Genomic DNA, 16,140 nt, shown 5'->3' with positions numbered 1-16,140 from the left:
TTTGAAAGAATTGTGAAGAAAGTTAAAAGTTTTTAGGGTTTTCAACGTGTATAAATGTTTCTACTTATTTGATAAATACATTTCAACAACCGCTTCAGCAAGACATTGAGAGGAATTAACAAAATCCTCATTTGCCACTACATTCAAATCGGTACATGCGATAATAGCGGTATCAACTTCATCTTTCAATTGTAAAACGAGCACATTCCACAATTCGCGAGCTTCTTCACTCTCTCCAGATTTAATCCAAGTAATAATTTGATTAATCATTTCCTGCCATTTTTTATGATGAATGTATTCTATATTACGTTTTGTAATCCCATCTTGGTAAATCCCAGCTTGAACAGTTGCTTCTGTTGCGAGAAGAGCAACTCTTTTTGTATTTTCAGGAATTGTTTTTAACGTCTCATCAACTATATTCAAAATAGGAATAGAAAGAGATCGCTGTAATTCTTCAAAATAAAGATGCGCTGTATTGCACGGCATAGCGATAAAGTCTACGCCAGTACTTTCAAGTTTTTGTGCCCCTTCAATAATCGCTTTTTTCATCGTCTCGTGATCAATAGGACGATCCATGTAAAACGGTGTTGGGCACGAATAAATCATCATATGAGGAAAGTCCATATCATGTTTTGCTCCGTATATTGTTTGGCACCTTGCTACAACTGTATCGACGAATGGACCAGTTGATTTTGGCCCCATTCCTGCTAGTATTCCGATCATTGTTTTGTCTCCTTTAAGAATGTTTACATCCATTATATAGGAGAATAACAAAAAGACGTGCAATGAGTGCACGTCTTTTTTTGTTATGTTTTGTCGAACAATCGATATATCCGAGAAATCGTTGATATATTGTAAGTTATGATAGATATATCGAAAAAATCGTTGATATATCCCGAGTTACGATAGATATAATTGAAAAATCGTTGATATATTATCGCTTCTCAATCGCCACAATAAATGGCGGGTTATTTTGTTGATTAATGAAGCCGTATTGCAGTACGTGTGCTTGTTTTTGGTCTAGTTCTTCGGCAAATTTAAGTACAGCGTCGCGTTCTACTTGTCCTTCTGGATGTCCGTGGTAAATAACAAGGACGATGATACCTTCAGGTGCCATTACTTCTAATAATTGTTCGATCGCTGAGATTGTTGAGTTCGGTTTTGTAACGATATGCTTGTCTCCGCCTGGAAGGTAACCTAAGTTGAAAATTGCGCCTGTTACTTTTCCTTTTGCATCTTCTGGTAATACGGATAGAAGTGTATCGTGACTATCGTGAACTAAAACAGTACGTTCGAAAAGTTCTTTTTCTTTTAGACGAGTTGTTGAGCTTTCAATTGCCTCTTTTTGAATATCAAATCCAAATACTTTTCCGTTATCTCCAACGATTTCAGCTAGGAAGCAAGTGTCATGGCCGTTTCCTAAAGTTGCATCTACAGCGTAATCGCCTTCTTTTACTGCCGTTTGCAGAAGCGAGCGAGCAAACGGTAATACACGTTCTAATTTCATTTTTGTTTCTCCTCATTTGCATATTTTCCTTGCCAGCTTCCGCGGCGCACAAATTCTGCATCGATGGAATTTAATACTTCCCATTTATTTAAGCTCCACATTGGGCCAATCATTAAATCAGGTGGACCGTCACCTGTGATACGGTGCACAATTACGTCTTCTGGAATAATTTCAAGTTGGTCAACAACGAGACTTACGTAATCCTCAAGAGAAAGGAACTCGAGTTGTCCTTTTTCATATTGCTTCACCATTGGCGTTCCTTTTAATAAGTGAAGTAAGTGGATTTTAATTCCTTGTACGTCAAGCTTCGCTACTTCACGAGCTGTTTCCATCATCATGTCGTAATCTTCAAGTGGAAGGCCGTTAATAATATGAGAACAAACTCGAATGCCGTGCTTACGTAATTTATTTACACCTTCCACATAAGACGGATAATCGTGAGCGCGATTAATAAGATTTGCAGTACGTTCATGAACAGTCTGTAGTCCGAGTTCAACCCAAAGGTAAGTGCGTTTATTTAAGTCCGCTAAATATTCAACAACATCGTCCGGTAAACAATCTGGACGAGTCGCAATAGAAAGGCCGACAACGTCTTTTTCTGCTAGAAGCGGTTCGAATTTTTCTTTTAACACTTCAAGTGGTGCATGTGTATTTGTGTACGCCTGGAAATAAGCGATACATTTTCCGTCTTTCCACTTTGAGCGCATTTTTTCTTTCATTTCATGATATTGCGTTATAACATCATCGCGGCGATCGCCAGCGAAGTCACCAGATCCAGCAGCACTGCAAAATGTACAACCGCCATAAGCAACTGTACCGTCACGGTTCGGGCAATCGAAGCCAGCATCTAATGAAACTTTAAAGATTTTTTCACCAAATTCATTTCGTAAATGATAATTCCATGTATGATAACGTTTATTGTCGTTTGTATATGGAAAAGGGTTTTGAACCTTCATTACTTTCCCTCCTAAGCCGAGTCAAAATAACACAAAATCCATTATAACATACTCATAAGGTTCATAAGGAAGGGACACACTAAAGGGGAATTGAAGCAAGGAGGGACAATTATGGCAGAGCGTCAATCACTTGAATCGTATATTACACAAGCGGAACAAGCGGTGGAATATGCGAAAGAACAATTAGACCAAGGTATGAGACAAGAGCATTATAATACGATGGAGTATTCGGATGCGCAGTTACAATTAGAACAAGCGTATAACGATTTACAAACGATGCAACAACATGCGAATGATGAGCAACGTGAGCAATTAAATAGAGCACGTATGGCAATTCGCCAATTGCAACATCAAATGATTATTACACCGCACTAATAAGGAGTGAATGTAATGGCGAAACGTTCAGATCAAAATAACCCAGAGCAAAAAACACAAAATGGACATAACGCTGAGTTTTCGAATGAACTTGATCCGATTGTTCAAGTAAAACAGCGTAATAGTAAAAAAGGACAACCTCAAAAATCAAAACAATCAGAGTAAACCAGGTCGAAATATGACCTGGTTTTATTTTGCTATATGACAATAATGTAAGATTTATGTAAGGTTTGTCGATAGTTGTGAGCAGCTTTCTCCAGTAGAGTAAGGAAGGATTAAATTTTATACAAGGAGTTGCTTTATGGGGAACAATATTACAAACAAGCGAATTGATGAGTTAGATTACATTCGTGGCTTTGCACTACTGGGAATTATTTTAGTAAATATTCTCGCATTACTTAACATTAAAATTCCAGATCCTAATACAGTGGATGCTAGCTATCAAAGATTTTTATACTTATTTGTAGAAGGTCGTTTCTTCTCAATCTTCTCATTCTTATTTGGAGTGGGATTCTATATCTTTATTTCAAGAGCGATTGCGAAAGGGAAAAATGGCTATGTTTTATTTTTACGTCGCTTAGTAGCATTATTTATTTTTGGTTTAATTCATCAAATGTTTCAGCCTGGAGAAGCACTAGCGTTATACGCAATTTGTGGGTTAATCGTTTTACCGTTTTATAAAGCGAAAAAAGAAGTGAATGTAGTAATTGGTCTTATTCTTACGGTAGCTTTTAGTATTATGGCAGCTAAGGAATTATTACCATTAGGGTTAATTTTATTAGGTCTTGCTGCGGGGCAGTATAAAGTATTTGAAAATCTTTCAGCAAAAATTAAACAAGTCGCTATTTTTACAGGAATTATGTTTGTTTTAAGTGTTGTCGCGTTATGGTATCAATATGGACACGTTCCTGCCGAACCATTTGTAAATATGATGCTCATGAATGAGGATGGAACAGTGGACGCTGCAGGTCAATTCTTAAAAATTGGCATTACAGTTGGACCAATTATTTCAGCTTTCTATGTAGGAGCATTAATTTTATTACTTCAATTAAAACTAGTTCAAACATTGTTAGCACCACTGAAATATTATGGCCGCATGGCTTTAACGAATTATATTGGACAAACTGCAATGATTTTAATCGCAGGAAGTGTATTTAACTTTGCAGAAAACTTAACGTACATGCAGACGTTATATGTGTGTATTGCAATTTATGCAATTCAAATTGTGTTTAGTGTGATTTGGATGAAAATTTTTAAAATGGGTCCATTAGAATGGATTTGGCGTGTTATTACGTACTGGACGGTAACACCTTTAAAGAAATAAAGAGAGAAGTAGGCTGTTCCTTTTGTGGAACAGCCTATTTTTATTTTCATCTTTTTCGGAAAGTTGATATTCCTTCGCGAATCGCCGATATATTTGAGAAATCGCTAATAAAATTTCATTTATCAACGAACCTTACACACTTATCTTTTTTATATTACAAAAGTGTAAGGTAAATGTAATGTTAACAAATAGCAGTTCGCCTCTAAAAAGCGCAAAATAGGTAATGGAAAAACAAGCGTAGGAGGATATATATGACGAAACCAGTTGTAGACGTGAAAAACGTCCAAAAAGTGTACGGTAAAAAAGGTGAGAACCAATCACATGCGTTAAAAGGTGTTTCATTCTCAATTCAAGAGGGTGAGTTTGTAGGGATTATGGGACCATCTGGTTCTGGTAAAACGACATTATTAAACGTAATTTCAACACTTGATAAAGCAACGGGCGGCGTTGTTGAAATTGCGGGTACGGATATTACGAAAATGAAGCAAGGTGAACTTTCTGATTTCCGTTCACAAAAATTAGGATTCATTTTCCAAGACTTTAACTTATTAGAGAACTTATCTATTTATGAAAACATCGCACTTCCATTATCTCTTCAAGGTGTCGCGTCACGTAATATTGGACCGAAAGTAGAAAAAGTAGCGGATATGTTAGGGATTACAGAAATTCTTCAAAAGTATCCATCTGAAGTATCTGGTGGACAGAAACAACGTTCAGCAGCAGCACGTGCGTTAGTGCATGAACCTGCAATTATTTTAGGGGACGAGCCAACAGGAGCGCTTGATTCTAAAAATGCAACGAGTTTACTTGATGCGATGACAAACTTAAATAAAGATCAAGGCGTATCTATTATGATGGTTACACATGATCCGTATAGTGCAAGTTACTGTCAGCGTATTTTATTCATTCAAGATGGTGAGCTATATAAAGAAATTCACCGCGACGGTACACGTGAAGAGTTTTATAAAGAAATTTTAGATGTGCTTGCGGACTTAGGTACACAAAAAGCGTAAGAAAGGAGGTTCTAGAGCATGTTATTCAAACTTTCCATGTCAGGGCTAAAAAGTAAGCTGAAAGATTATATCGTCTTACTTGTCGGTCTTGTCATGTCTATCTCAATTTTTTATATGTTTCAAACGTTAGCGTTGAATAAAGCGTTTATTGAATCCAACTCAGTTATTCAATCAATTGGATTCGTATTCCAAGCAGGTTCATTTTTATTAGCTATCATAACGTTCTTCTATATTTTATATGCGAACTCTTTCTTATTATCTCTTCGTCAAAAAGAGTTTGGTATGTATATGATGTTAGGAGCGAAAAAACATAAAGTTACATTACTTATGTTTATTGAAACGATTGTATTAGGTGCTGCTTCTCTTGCGATTGGACTTGTGGTTGGGGTAGGACTTGCAGAAGGTATAGGACAGTTATTAATGAAACAATTAGAATTTGCTGGTGAAGGCTATAAAGCATTCTATCTGCCATCTATGACTGTTACTTGCATCTTCTTCTTTGCGCTATTTATATTATCAGCAATTATGAACAGTATTAAATTATCACGTATTTCTGTACTGCAACTTGTACATGCAGATGCGCAAACAGAGCGTGTTGCAGTAAAAGGAAAAATGACAGGTTTAGTTGCATTCCTAGCGGTTATTTTATTAGGGATTGGCTATGCATCAATGATTTACATGGAAAAACTAAGAGAGATGGGAATCCTTATTGCATTAGTTACAACAACAGCTGGTACTTACATGCTATTTGGATCACTCCTTCCAGTCATTATTAAAAAGTTAAAAAGTAATAAAAAGCGTAGTGAAAAAGGACTTAATGCTTTTACATTTGCACAATTAAATTTCCGTATTAATAGCTTAACGAAAGTGCTTGCTACGGTAGCAATGTTAGTTGCTCTTGGAGCTGGTGCAATTTCAGGTGGTATGGCGTTTAAAAATAACGTTATAAAAACGGTTGATGGATTTGAAATTTATGATTCAGTTATTCATAATCCTACAGCTGAAGAGAAGAAAATTTTAGAGGGCATATCATTTAAAAGTAAAGCTGAGTATCGTTATAAAGTAGACGACAAATATATTTATTATGTAAAAGAAGATTTAGAGAAACATAAGCCATTTATTCGAAATGGTGTAGGTAAAGAGAATTTCGGTAAATATAAAGAAATTTCAGGAGAGGCTCCAGTAGGTACAGTAGCAGGAGTGAGCTCAGAACAAACTCAAAATGAAAAAGCAATGCCTGAAGAATGGGATGAGGCATTTAGAACAATCCAACCATATTATATATACCAAGATCGTGCCATTAAAATTGTAGATCAAAAAATGTACGATACTGTAAATGGTAAAGAAGGAATCGTATTTACTGGAAAAACAGGCGATTTCGTAGCACACACAAAAGAATGGAAAAAACTTGACGAGTTGCAGCTAGCTAAATATAAAAATATAAAAGCTGAGCAAATGAGTAGTAAATATCAAGTGTATGACATGTTCTACGGTCTTGCGAGCGGAACAGTGTTTATGGGCTTCTTCCTTGGAATTGCTTTCTTAGCAATGATGGCAAGCTGTCTTATGTTCAAAATTCTTTCTGGTGCATCAAAAGATATTACGCGTTATCAAATGCTTCGTAAAATCGGTGTACGCCGTGAATTATTAACGAAATCAATTTATAAAGAGTTATTCTTAGTATTCTTATTCCCAGCAATTGTGGGTATCGCTCACGTATTAGTTGGTATGAATATTTTCGGATTTATTTTAGTCGATCCGTACTTCCGTATTTGGGTACCAATCGTAATTTTCGTAGTTATTTACACGATTTATTACCTTATTACAGTTCAATTGTATAAAGGAATTGTTCTTCCAAAAGAAGATTAATAAAAAACCGAGCGAAATCGCTCGGTTTTTATTATTTTCAGAAAAAACACTTTAATGTTACTGAAATGTATAATATAATGTAAATAAGTAACGTAATATAAAAGTAGAAGCAGCTGGATAAGGAAAGGAGGAATCCAATCTATAGAAAGAAGCTCAACCTTTTATCCCCATACTTTTTTCTAACCACACCGTATTTGTACAATCATAAGTTTCCACATTAAAAATTGCCGAGACCACAGAAGTATATTGTGAAAATAATGGATAAAACATGGAAATCCCATAGCATGATAAGGTAAAATGGACAACATGATGAGAAAATTACCGTTCATAAGATGAGGAGAATACATGTATGGAAGTTGTAGAGGCATTAAAAGATATAAACCAAATTGAGGCTATGAAAAAATATTTAAAAGAGCACTCCCAGCGAGATTATCTTTTATTTGTTATTGGAATTAACACAGGATTAAAAATTACAGAACTACTTAGTATGAAATTTGAAGATGTATTAAATGAAGACGGGACTGTTAAAGAGTTTTATACTCTTCCTGTGAAAGATGAAAAATTTAAACAAGATATTTATTTAAATACAAAAGTAAAAGAAGCGCTTTTAGATTACGTACAATCTATTGGCGTTAAAAGAGAAAATTACGTATTTCAATCTAATAAAACGCCAAATTCAATTACGCGCCAACAAGCGTATCGTGTAATTCATAATGCTGCAGAAGCAGTTGGAGTTGTTGGTAAAATCGGAACGAATTCAATGCGAAAAACGTTCGGATTTCATGCGTACAAAAGAGGGATAGCGATTGCGCTATTGCAAAAACATTTTCATCACGCGACTCCATCAGAGACGCTAAAGTATTTAGGTATCTCAAAGGATGAGACCTTTAAAACGGAGATTGATGTCGATTTATAAAAGCCGTAACTAAAAAAATTAGGAGGCGGAAAATATGAATATTAGAGAGAGTGAACTGCCGGGTATTGGATGTAAGTTTGAAGTGATTACAAAAGGTAATGAAAAGATGGTTATCGTTATTCATGATGATGGCCGAAGAGAAATGTACCATTTTGATGCTGATCATGAAGAGAGTATTTCAAGTGTCTCTCTTCGTGATTCTGAAGCGAGACAAATTGCAGCTATATTGGGCGGAATGGTATATAGGCCACAAGCTTTAGATACGATTGAAATGGCTTTTGAGGGATTATCAATTGAGTGGTTTAAGGTGGAAAATAATGCACCAGTTGTACAAAAAACAATTGGTAGTTTACATGTTCGAAACACATATAACGTAACGATTATTGCCATTTTGAAAAAGAATATGAAGAAGTTCTTTAATCCAGGCCCAGATTCTATCATTGAAGCTGGCGATATGCTCGTATTATCAGGCGAAAGACATGAAGTAAAAAGAATTATTAATGAGTTGCTTTCAGTAGGAGGGGATTCATAATCGATGGATACTTTAATCTTTGAAGTTGGAACTGCGTTAGTATTAGTCGCTTTTGCAGCTATTCTCGCTGCAAAGTTAAAGTTCTCGATTATTCCGTTTCTCATTATACTCGGTATGCTAGTGGGACCACATGCCCCAGATTTAGGGCTTATCGATTTAAGATTTATTGAAAGCGGAGAAGTTATTTCCTTCCTTGGCCGTGTTGGCGTTATATTCCTCTTATTCTATTTAGGCTTAGAATTCTCAATTAAAAAATTAATTAAATCAGGAAAATCAATTGCTTTTGGGGGAACTGTTCATATATCGCTTAATTTTATATTAGGTTTACTTTACGGATATATAATGGGTTTCCCCTTATTAGAAACATTAATTATTGCTGGGATCATAACAATTTCATCGAGTGCAATTGTTGCGAAAGTAATTGTTGATTTAAGAAGATCTGGTAATAAAGAGACGGAGCTAATTTTAGGAATCATTATGTTTGATGATATCTTTTTAGCAGTATATTTATCAGTCGTTTCAGGATTAGTACTCGGAGGGGCAACGTCATTTGTAGGTGCTCTTACATCTATTTTAATCGCAGTAGGGTATATGCTACTATTCTTTGTAGTTGCTAGAAAAGCTACACGATTCTTAAATAAAATGTTAGATATTTCGTCCAATGAAATTTTCATTATCGTAATATTCGCTATTTTATTCTTTGTAGCAGGATTTTCAGAAACGATTCATGTCGCGGAGGCAATTGGAGCATTATTATTGGGGCTCGTCTTTTCTGAAACAGAGCATAGTGATCGAATTGAACAGCTTGTCGTTCCGTTTCGTGATTTCTTTGGAGCTATATTCTTTTTCAGCTTCGGTTTAAGTATAGACCCATTTTCGCTTGGGGGAGCAGTGTGGTTGGCATTAGGAGCAGTTTTCATTACTCTTATCGGTAATTTTACTGCTGGAATGGTAGCGGGGCGTAAAGCTGGGTTATCGCATAAGGCTTCTACGAATATCGGTTTAACACTTGTATCACGCGGAGAATTTTCCATTATCGTCGCGAATATTGGAATTGCGGGCGGCTTAATGGCAACGATTAAACCATTCTCAGCTTTGTATGTTTTAATATTAGCATCGTTAGGACCTTTGTTAACGAAAGAATCTGGGAGAATATATTCCTTATTAGATAAAATATTTAAATGGAGCGCTAAAGAAAGTGCGAAGCGAGAAAAAGAAGTTGGATAGTATAAATAAGGGTAGACTGCATGAAAATTTCATGCAGTCTACCCTTTTATATATTGTTACTGTTGTCGTTTTTTGTCGGTAAGTTGATATATTTTAATAATCGCTGATATATTTCAAGTTGTGGTCGATATAATTGAAAAATCGCTGATATATTTTGAGTTACGGTCGATATATTTCCAAAATCGCTGATATATTTTCAAGCAGGGATAAATATAATTTCATTTGCCGTCGAACCATTATCTGAATTTCATCAACTATTAATCAGTTGCCTTCCTATTTAAAAACGACTACAATTTTACTGTTATATATATGAACGAAAAAAATAGAATAGGAGGGGAAACTATGCCAAGGAAAGTATGGCTATTAGTAGCTGGGATGATTATTAATGTCACGGGTGCTTCTTTTTTATGGCCTTTTAATACAATTTATTTGCATGATCACCTAGGCAAATCTTTATCTGTGGCCGGAATGGTATTAATGATCAACTCGCTTACTGGTGTAATCGGAAACTTGCTCGGCGGTGTTTTATTTGATAAATGGGGCGGTTATAAATCAATTTTAGTAGGGATTGTCATTACACTTGTATCGATTTTAGGTCTTGTGTTCTTCCACGGTTGGCCGTTATATGTTGTGTGGCTAGCGTTAATCGGCTTCGGTTCTGGGATGGTCTTCCCATCGATGTACGCGATGGTTGGTACGGTTTGGCCAGAGGGCGGAAGACGAGCGTTTAATGCGATGTACGTTGGACAAAACGTTGGTATTGCGATTGGAACAGCGTGCGGTGGTTTAGTTGCTTCATATCGTTTTGATTATATTTTCTTAGCGAACTTTATTTTATACTTTGTTTTCTTCTTAATTGCTTTTATTGGATTCCGTGGTATGGAAGACAAGAAAGAGCCAGGAGTGCAAAAAGAAGTCGAGACGAAAAAAGGTTGGTCACTTACACCTGGATTCAAAGCACTTCTTATCGTATGTGTAGCATATGCTTTATGCTGGGTTACATACGTACAGTGGCAAGGAGCGATTGCAACACATATGCAAGAATTGAATATTAGCCTTCGCCACTATAGTTTATTATGGACGATAAACGGAGCGATGATCGTTTGTGCGCAGCCGTTAGTTAGTATGTTAATTCGCTGGATGAAGCGTTCTTTAAAGCAACAAATTATGATTGGAATTTTCATTTTTGCGGCGTCATTCATTGTGTTAAGTCAAGCGCAGCAATTTACGATGTTCCTCATTGCGATGGTAACATTAACAATTGGTGAGTTATTTGTATGGCCTGCGGTTCCAACGATTGCAAATATACTTGCACCAAAAGATAAATTAGGGTTTTATCAAGGGGTCGTAAATAGTGCGGCGACTGTAGGGAAAATGTTCGGGCCGGTCGTTGGCGGAGCAATTGTGGATTTATACAATATGGAAGTATTGTTTATAGCAATCATGGTAATGCTTGTAGTAGCGCTTATAGCAACGAGTATTTATGATAAACGAGTAAAAGTAGAAGAAACAGTTGAAGAAAAAATTGCAGTTTAGTTTGACGGAACATGTTCACATGTTTTAGAATATATTTAAATAAAACAACCTTTAGAACAAGGGAGATAGCTCGGCTGTCTTAAGATGAATTCGTTAGTTATTAAGAGTAACGATTAACCGAGAAGTCCTCGCTTTAAGTAAGCTCTTAAGAGATACTAGGTGAAGGATAGTTCACTTAACTTATATGTGTAATAACAGTGAGAAGGAGTAGTAGTAATAGAAGCTGGTTTAGAGAGTTGACGGTCGGTGCAAGTCAATCCACGTTTCGTTATGAACTCGCCTTTGAGTTGCAGTTGTGAAACTAATAGTAGCAATTGCCGTTAATCCACGTTACGGATCTAAGCGAATGTATATTTTTACATTAATTTAGGGTGGTACCGCGGGAATCTATAACCTCTCGTCCCTTTCTAGGGATGAGAGGTTTTTTGTATTTTGGGCGGTGAAAATAAACAGAATTTCAAGGAGGGTATCTCATGAGCTTTAATCATCAAGAAATTGAGAAGAAGTGGCAAGGGTACTGGGAAGAGAATAAAACATTCCGTACGCCAGATGAGACAGAAAAACCAAAATTTTATGCACTAGATATGTTCCCATATCCATCAGGTGCAGGCTTACACGTAGGACATCCAGAAGGTTATACAGCGACAGATATTTTATCTCGTATGAAGCGTATGCAAGGGTATAACGTTCTTCATCCAATGGGATGGGATGCATTTGGTCTTCCAGCAGAGCAATATGCACTTGATACTGGAAACAGCCCAGCAGAATTTACAGAGCATAATATTAATACATTCCGTAATCAAATTAAATCATTAGGTTTCTCTTACGATTGGGACCGTGAAGTAAATACAACAGATCCAAACTACTATAAGTGGACACAATGGATCTTCTTAAAACTATTTGAAAAAGGCTTAGCTTACGTTGATGAAGTACCTGTAAACTGGTGTCCAGCACTTGGTACAGTACTTGCAAACGAAGAAATCATTGACGGTAAGAGTGAGCGTGGTGGACATCCAGTTGAGCGTCGTCCGATGAGACAGTGGATGTTAAAAATTACAGCTTACGGAGATCGTCTATTAGAAGATCTAGATGAGCTTGATTGGCCTGAAAGTTTAAAAGATATGCAACGTAACTGGATCGGTCGTTCTGAAGGTGCAGAAGTACACTTCAACATCGACGGTACAGATGAGAAGTTCACAGTTTTCACAACGCGTCCTGATACACTATTTGGTGCAACATATTGTGTACTTGCTCCGGAACATGCACTTGTTGCAGAAATTACAACAGCAGAACAAAAAGAAGCGGTAGAAGCTTACATTAACGCTGTAAAAATGAAGAGTGACCTAGAGCGTACAGAACTTGCGAAAGAAAAAACTGGTGTATTCACTGGTGCTTACGCAGTTAACCCAGTAAACGGTGAGAAATTACCAATCTGGATTGCTGACTATGTTCTTGCAACTTACGGAACAGGTGCTGTAATGGCAGTTCCAGCTCACGATGAGCGTGATTATGAATTCGCATCAGTATTTAATCTTCCAATGAAGGAAGTTGTAAAAGGCGGAGATATTACGAAAGAAGTGTACACAGGTGATGGTGCACACGTAAACTCAGCATTCCTTGATGGATTAAATAAAGAAGAAGCAATCGCAAAAATGATTGAATGGCTTGAAGCAACGAGCGCAGGAAATCAAAAAGTAACGTACCGTCTACGTGACTGGTTATTCAGCCGTCAACGTTACTGGGGTGAGCCAATTCCAGTAATTCACTGGGAAGATGGTACAATGACAGCTGTGAAAGAAGAGGAATTACCATTAGTTCTTCCGAAAACAGAAAACATCCGTCCTTCAGGTACAGGTGAATCACCACTTGCTAACATTGACGAGTGGGTAAATGTTGTTGATCCTGAGACTGGTAAAAAAGGTCGTCGTGAAACAAATACAATGCCGCAATGGGCTGGTAGCTGTTGGTATTACCTACGTTACATCGATCCAAACAATAGCGAAGCACTTGTAGATCCTGAAAAAGTAAAACAATGGCTTCCAGTTGATATTTATATCGGTGGTGCAGAGCACGCTGTACTTCACTTACTATATGCTCGTTTCTGGCATAAAGTATTATACGATATCGGTGTAGTTCCAACGAAAGAACCGTTCCAACAATTATTCAACCAAGGTATGATTCTAGGTGAAAACAACGAGAAAATGAGTAAATCAAAAGGTAACGTTGTAAACCCTGATGATATCGTAGCAAGCCACGGTGCAGATACACTTCGTCTATACGAAATGTTCATGGGACCATTAGATGCTTCAATTGCTTGGTCTGAAAATGGTCTTGACGGAGCTCGTCGTTTCCTAGACCGCGTATGGCGTCTATTCGTTCAAGATAACGGTGAATTAAGTGAGAAAATTACTGACGCACCAAATAAAGAGCTTGAAAAAGCTTACCATCAAACAGTGAAGAAAGTAACAGAAGACTATGCAGAGCTTCGCTTCAACACAGCGATTTCTCAAATGATGGTATTCATCAACGATGCATACAAAGCTGAAACACTTCCAAGAGAATATGTAGAAGGTTTCGTAAAAATGATTGCACCAGTTGCACCTCATATCGGGGAAGAGCTATGGAGCAAACTTGGATACAATGAAACAATCACATATGCAAGCTGGCCAACATTTGATGAGTCTAAACTTGTAGAAGATGAAGTTGAAATCGTTGTTCAAGTTATGGGTAAAGTTCGCGCAAAACTAACAATGAGTAAAGACGCATCAAAAGAAGAAATGGAACAACTTGCACTTGAAGCAATTCAAGACCAAATTGAAGGGAAAACAGTTCGTAAAGTAATTGTTGTTCCTGGAAAACTTGTTAACGTTGTTGCAAACTAATGTATTCTAAATAAAAGCTCAGAGTATTTATACTCTGAGCTTTTTTGTGTAAAAAATAATCTTTGGATCACTTTTATATAAGTTTTTAATTTATAAAGAAGTTTACTTTAAAGGTGTTTTGCATCTTTTCCTTTAATTTGTTTGTTGAGGAATTCTTATAAAGACAAACACCTATTCTTCACTAGAAAATATGATAAAAAAGGTAGGTAAAATTGAGCAGAAGAGGTGAAAGGAATGAAAGGGATGGACAATAATGCACCACATGGCTTTTTCGGAGGTGGTTCGGATAGTTATGAACAAATGATGTTAATGGGAGGAGCTGGCCAACAAGGATACGGTGGAATTCCGAGTTGGATGGGTGGAGCAGCAGGAGGATTTCCAACATCGGTAGCTGGCATGCAAACTGGAATGCCTACATTAATGGGAGGATTTTCGACATCAGGGGCTGGAATGCCTACAGTAACAGGAGGATTTCCAACATCAGTAGCTGGCGTACAGACAGGAATTCCAGTAGGGGGACCAACTACATTTCCTTCTTTCGTTGGAGGAGTGCAGACAGGGTTCCCTGTACCGGGAGTAGGTGTAGTGGCAGGAGGAGTAGGTGGTTATCCACAGGGTGTTCACGGTCATCATGTACATCACCATCACCAAGGCCACCACGGTCATCATGTACATCACCACCACCAAGGCCACCAAGGCCATCATGGTCATCATCACCATCAAGGCCAACATGGCCACCACGGTCATCATCACCATCAAGATCACCAAGGCCATCATGGTCATCATCACCATCAAGGTCACCAAGGCCATCATGGTCATCACCAACAACAAGTACATCATCAAGGTCACCACCACATTCATCCGCAAGCTGTTCTTTATCAAACTCACCAAGGCCACCACGGTCAACATGGTCAACATGGTCATCAAGGTCAACATGGTCATCAAGGTCAACATGGTCATCAAGGTCATCAAGGTCATCAAGGTCACCACGGTCAACATGGTCATCAAGGTCATCAAGGTCACCACGGTCAACATGGTCATCAAGGTCATCAAGGTCAACATGGCCACCACGGTCACCAAGGCCAACATGGTTACCAAGGTCAACAGCACCAACAGCATCAACAATATCAACAACAGCAACAATCTTCTCCTTGGACAGGTGGAATTGGAGCAGGAGGAGCAGGGGCAGCAGCAGGAGCAGCTAGTATTAGTGGAGCAGCAGGACACGCAGGGCACGTGGGTCATTAATGATTGGCAGAAAAAAAGCCATAATAAAAAACTGCTAGGAAATCCTAGCAGTTTTTTTCAGCTTCTTGACGCTGACGTTCAATTTCAGCACGAAGTTGTGGTTCCGGTGCTTGCCAGCCTTCTGGCTTTAGAATCTTACCGTCGCCTTCACGGAATCGAGGCTTCCCATCAGGGAATAGTTTTGCCATGTTGGCGTTGTTTACAATTTCGAATCCTTTATCTGGACGTACGCCCATTTCTGCAAACGTTCCGAATGCAAAGTAAATAAGGTCAATCAGTGCATCGTATTGATCTTCAACAGTCGTTGCCTCTAGAAATTCTTCTAGTTCTTCCTGCATAAAACTTGCACGGATTTTTGCACGCTCTTCTGTTAATTTTGTTGGAGTATTTGTCACAGGATGTCCGAATACTTCATGCATTTTCGCAACAAGTTCGTATCCTTTATCTAAACCTTTTTCGTTTGTCATGTTGTTTCATCCTTTCTTACGTTATGCCGAAGTTTATTGTAACATAAGGTGATTATGAAATGAAAAGAACATCTTATCGAAATAAGATGTTCGCTCGTTATTCTTCTTTTTTTATTAAAAGCGATGAAATAAGATCGATGCCAAAAATACCGACGAGTAACATTGGTATAACGACAAGCAAGTAACGTGTGAAGGAAACATTTTTTAAGTATGTATGAGCAAATAAAAAGACGCCGAGAAATAAAATACCATTTAAAATAGGCTTTACTAATTTTTTAGACATAAGCT

Annotated in this window: 16 protein-coding genes and 1 other annotated feature; of the genes, 11 read left to right on the top strand and 5 right to left on the bottom strand. The window is 37.5% G+C overall.

Features of this window, described 5'->3' with window-relative positions:
* Positions 1–60: 60 nt before the first annotated feature.
* From MHH27_RS24710 to MHH27_RS24700, 3 genes are all read right to left on the bottom strand, one after another.
* Positions 61–723 (bottom strand): aspartate/glutamate racemase family protein, encoded by a 663-nt coding sequence (locus tag MHH27_RS24710; RefSeq protein ID WP_098236128.1) that lies wholly within the window; start codon positions 721–723, stop codon positions 61–63.
* Between the two features lie 211 nt (positions 724–934).
* On the bottom strand, positions 935–1,507 hold the full coding sequence (locus MHH27_RS24705; protein ID WP_098236129.1) for a class I SAM-dependent methyltransferase: 573 nt from the start codon (positions 1,505–1,507) through the stop codon (positions 935–937).
* Positions 1,504–2,463 (bottom strand): TIGR01212 family radical SAM protein, encoded by a 960-nt coding sequence (locus MHH27_RS24700; RefSeq protein ID WP_000868033.1) that lies wholly within the window; start codon positions 2,461–2,463, stop codon positions 1,504–1,506. Before MHH27_RS24700 ends, MHH27_RS24705 begins: the two co-directional genes overlap by 4 nt.
* 111 nt (positions 2,464–2,574) lie before the next feature.
* On the opposite strand from MHH27_RS24700, the gene MHH27_RS24695 reads away from it, so the two are divergent.
* The 11 genes from MHH27_RS24695 (at position 2,575) to MHH27_RS24645 (ending at position 15,385) form a co-directional block, all read left to right on the top strand.
* A complete protein-coding gene (locus MHH27_RS24695) occupies positions 2,575–2,838 on the top strand; it encodes a YtzC family protein (RefSeq protein ID WP_000840869.1) in 264 nt (87 codons plus the stop codon).
* A gap of 15 nt (positions 2,839–2,853) precedes the next feature.
* Positions 2,854–3,003 carry a hypothetical protein gene (locus tag MHH27_RS24690; protein ID WP_001129340.1) on the top strand — a complete coding sequence of 50 codons (150 nt, stop codon included), beginning with the start codon at positions 2,854–2,856 and terminating at the stop codon, positions 3,001–3,003.
* Between the two features lie 136 nt (positions 3,004–3,139).
* Entirely contained in the window at positions 3,140–4,162 is a 1,023-nt protein-coding gene (locus tag MHH27_RS24685; RefSeq protein ID WP_340944435.1) for a DUF418 domain-containing protein, read from the top strand.
* Between the two features lie 251 nt (positions 4,163–4,413).
* The gene (locus tag MHH27_RS24680) at positions 4,414–5,175 is read left to right on the top strand and encodes an ABC transporter ATP-binding protein (RefSeq protein ID WP_000165835.1); all 762 of its coding nucleotides are present in this window, start codon (positions 4,414–4,416) and stop codon (positions 5,173–5,175) included.
* 18 nt (positions 5,176–5,193) lie between these two features.
* A complete protein-coding gene (locus MHH27_RS24675; protein ID WP_075716904.1) occupies positions 5,194–7,044 on the top strand; it encodes an FtsX-like permease family protein in 1,851 nt (616 codons plus the stop codon).
* A gap of 349 nt (positions 7,045–7,393) precedes the next feature.
* The gene (locus MHH27_RS24670; protein ID WP_078994649.1) at positions 7,394–7,960 is read left to right on the top strand and encodes a tyrosine-type recombinase/integrase; all 567 of its coding nucleotides are present in this window, start codon (positions 7,394–7,396) and stop codon (positions 7,958–7,960) included.
* Between the two features lie 34 nt (positions 7,961–7,994).
* A complete protein-coding gene (locus MHH27_RS24665; protein WP_001026053.1) occupies positions 7,995–8,492 on the top strand; it encodes a cation:proton antiporter regulatory subunit in 498 nt (165 codons plus the stop codon).
* 3 nt (positions 8,493–8,495) lie between these two features.
* Positions 8,496–9,719: a cation:proton antiporter gene (locus MHH27_RS24660; RefSeq protein WP_000380176.1), complete on the top strand. Its 1,224-nt coding sequence runs from the start codon at positions 8,496–8,498 to the stop codon at positions 9,717–9,719.
* 342 nt (positions 9,720–10,061) lie between these two features.
* Positions 10,062–11,255: an MDR family MFS transporter gene (locus MHH27_RS24655; RefSeq protein ID WP_029443455.1), complete on the top strand. Its 1,194-nt coding sequence runs from the start codon at positions 10,062–10,064 to the stop codon at positions 11,253–11,255.
* Positions 11,256–11,443: 188 nt separating this feature from the next.
* Positions 11,444–11,663: a binding site (T-box leader), on the top strand.
* A 65-nt stretch (positions 11,664–11,728) separates the two neighbouring features.
* On the top strand, positions 11,729–14,137 hold the full coding sequence (gene leuS / locus MHH27_RS24650) for a leucine--tRNA ligase (protein ID WP_000009461.1): 2,409 nt from the start codon (positions 11,729–11,731) through the stop codon (positions 14,135–14,137).
* A gap of 234 nt (positions 14,138–14,371) precedes the next feature.
* Positions 14,372–15,385, top strand: coding sequence for a hypothetical protein (locus MHH27_RS24645; protein WP_340944428.1), 1,014 nt, complete (start codon positions 14,372–14,374; stop codon positions 15,383–15,385).
* A gap of 44 nt (positions 15,386–15,429) precedes the next feature.
* Here MHH27_RS24645 and MHH27_RS24640 read toward each other — a convergent pair whose 3' ends face one another.
* Entirely contained in the window at positions 15,430–15,852 is a 423-nt protein-coding gene (locus MHH27_RS24640; RefSeq protein WP_000180554.1) for a hypothetical protein, read from the bottom strand.
* 97 nt (positions 15,853–15,949) lie between these two features.
* On the bottom strand, positions 15,950–16,135 hold the full coding sequence (locus MHH27_RS24635; RefSeq protein ID WP_000038781.1) for a hypothetical protein: 186 nt from the start codon (positions 16,133–16,135) through the stop codon (positions 15,950–15,952).
* Positions 16,136–16,140 lie beyond the last annotated feature (5 nt).

It is taken from the genome of Bacillus sp. FSL L8-0152 (assembly GCF_038006365.1).
Taxonomy (GTDB): Bacteria; Bacillota; Bacilli; order Bacillales; family Bacillaceae_G; genus Bacillus_A; species Bacillus_A cereus.
This window is presented reverse-complemented; position numbering and strand designations above follow the sequence as displayed.

Excerpts from the sequence above, each read along its gene's own strand:
- MHH27_RS24640 (WP_000180554.1), bottom strand. The coding sequence starts at position 15,852 with ATGACAAACGAAAAAGGTTTAGATAAAGGATACGAACTTGTTGCGAAA.
- MHH27_RS24675 (WP_075716904.1), top strand. The coding sequence starts at position 5,194 with ATGTTATTCAAACTTTCCATGTCAGGGCTAAAAAGTAAGCTGAAAGAT.
- MHH27_RS24705 (WP_098236129.1), bottom strand. The coding sequence starts at position 1,507 with ATGAAATTAGAACGTGTATTACCGTTTGCTCGCTCGCTTCTGCAAACG.
- MHH27_RS24695 (WP_000840869.1), top strand. The coding sequence starts at position 2,575 with ATGGCAGAGCGTCAATCACTTGAATCGTATATTACACAAGCGGAACAA.
- MHH27_RS24685 (WP_340944435.1), top strand. The coding sequence starts at position 3,140 with ATGGGGAACAATATTACAAACAAGCGAATTGATGAGTTAGATTACATT.
- MHH27_RS24680 (WP_000165835.1), top strand. The coding sequence starts at position 4,414 with ATGACGAAACCAGTTGTAGACGTGAAAAACGTCCAAAAAGTGTACGGT.
- MHH27_RS24665 (WP_001026053.1), top strand. The coding sequence starts at position 7,995 with ATGAATATTAGAGAGAGTGAACTGCCGGGTATTGGATGTAAGTTTGAA.
- leuS (WP_000009461.1), top strand. The coding sequence starts at position 11,729 with ATGAGCTTTAATCATCAAGAAATTGAGAAGAAGTGGCAAGGGTACTGG.
- MHH27_RS24655 (WP_029443455.1), top strand. The coding sequence starts at position 10,062 with ATGCCAAGGAAAGTATGGCTATTAGTAGCTGGGATGATTATTAATGTC.
- MHH27_RS24635 (WP_000038781.1), bottom strand. The coding sequence starts at position 16,135 with ATGTCTAAAAAATTAGTAAAGCCTATTTTAAATGGTATTTTATTTCTC.
- MHH27_RS24710 (WP_098236128.1), bottom strand. The coding sequence starts at position 723 with ATGATCGGAATACTAGCAGGAATGGGGCCAAAATCAACTGGTCCATTC.
- MHH27_RS24660 (WP_000380176.1), top strand. The coding sequence starts at position 8,496 with ATGGATACTTTAATCTTTGAAGTTGGAACTGCGTTAGTATTAGTCGCT.
- MHH27_RS24670 (WP_078994649.1), top strand. The coding sequence starts at position 7,394 with ATGGAAGTTGTAGAGGCATTAAAAGATATAAACCAAATTGAGGCTATG.
- MHH27_RS24700 (WP_000868033.1), bottom strand. The coding sequence starts at position 2,463 with ATGAAGGTTCAAAACCCTTTTCCATATACAAACGACAATAAACGTTAT.
- MHH27_RS24690 (WP_001129340.1), top strand. The coding sequence starts at position 2,854 with ATGGCGAAACGTTCAGATCAAAATAACCCAGAGCAAAAAACACAAAAT.
- MHH27_RS24645 (WP_340944428.1), top strand. The coding sequence starts at position 14,372 with ATGAAAGGGATGGACAATAATGCACCACATGGCTTTTTCGGAGGTGGT.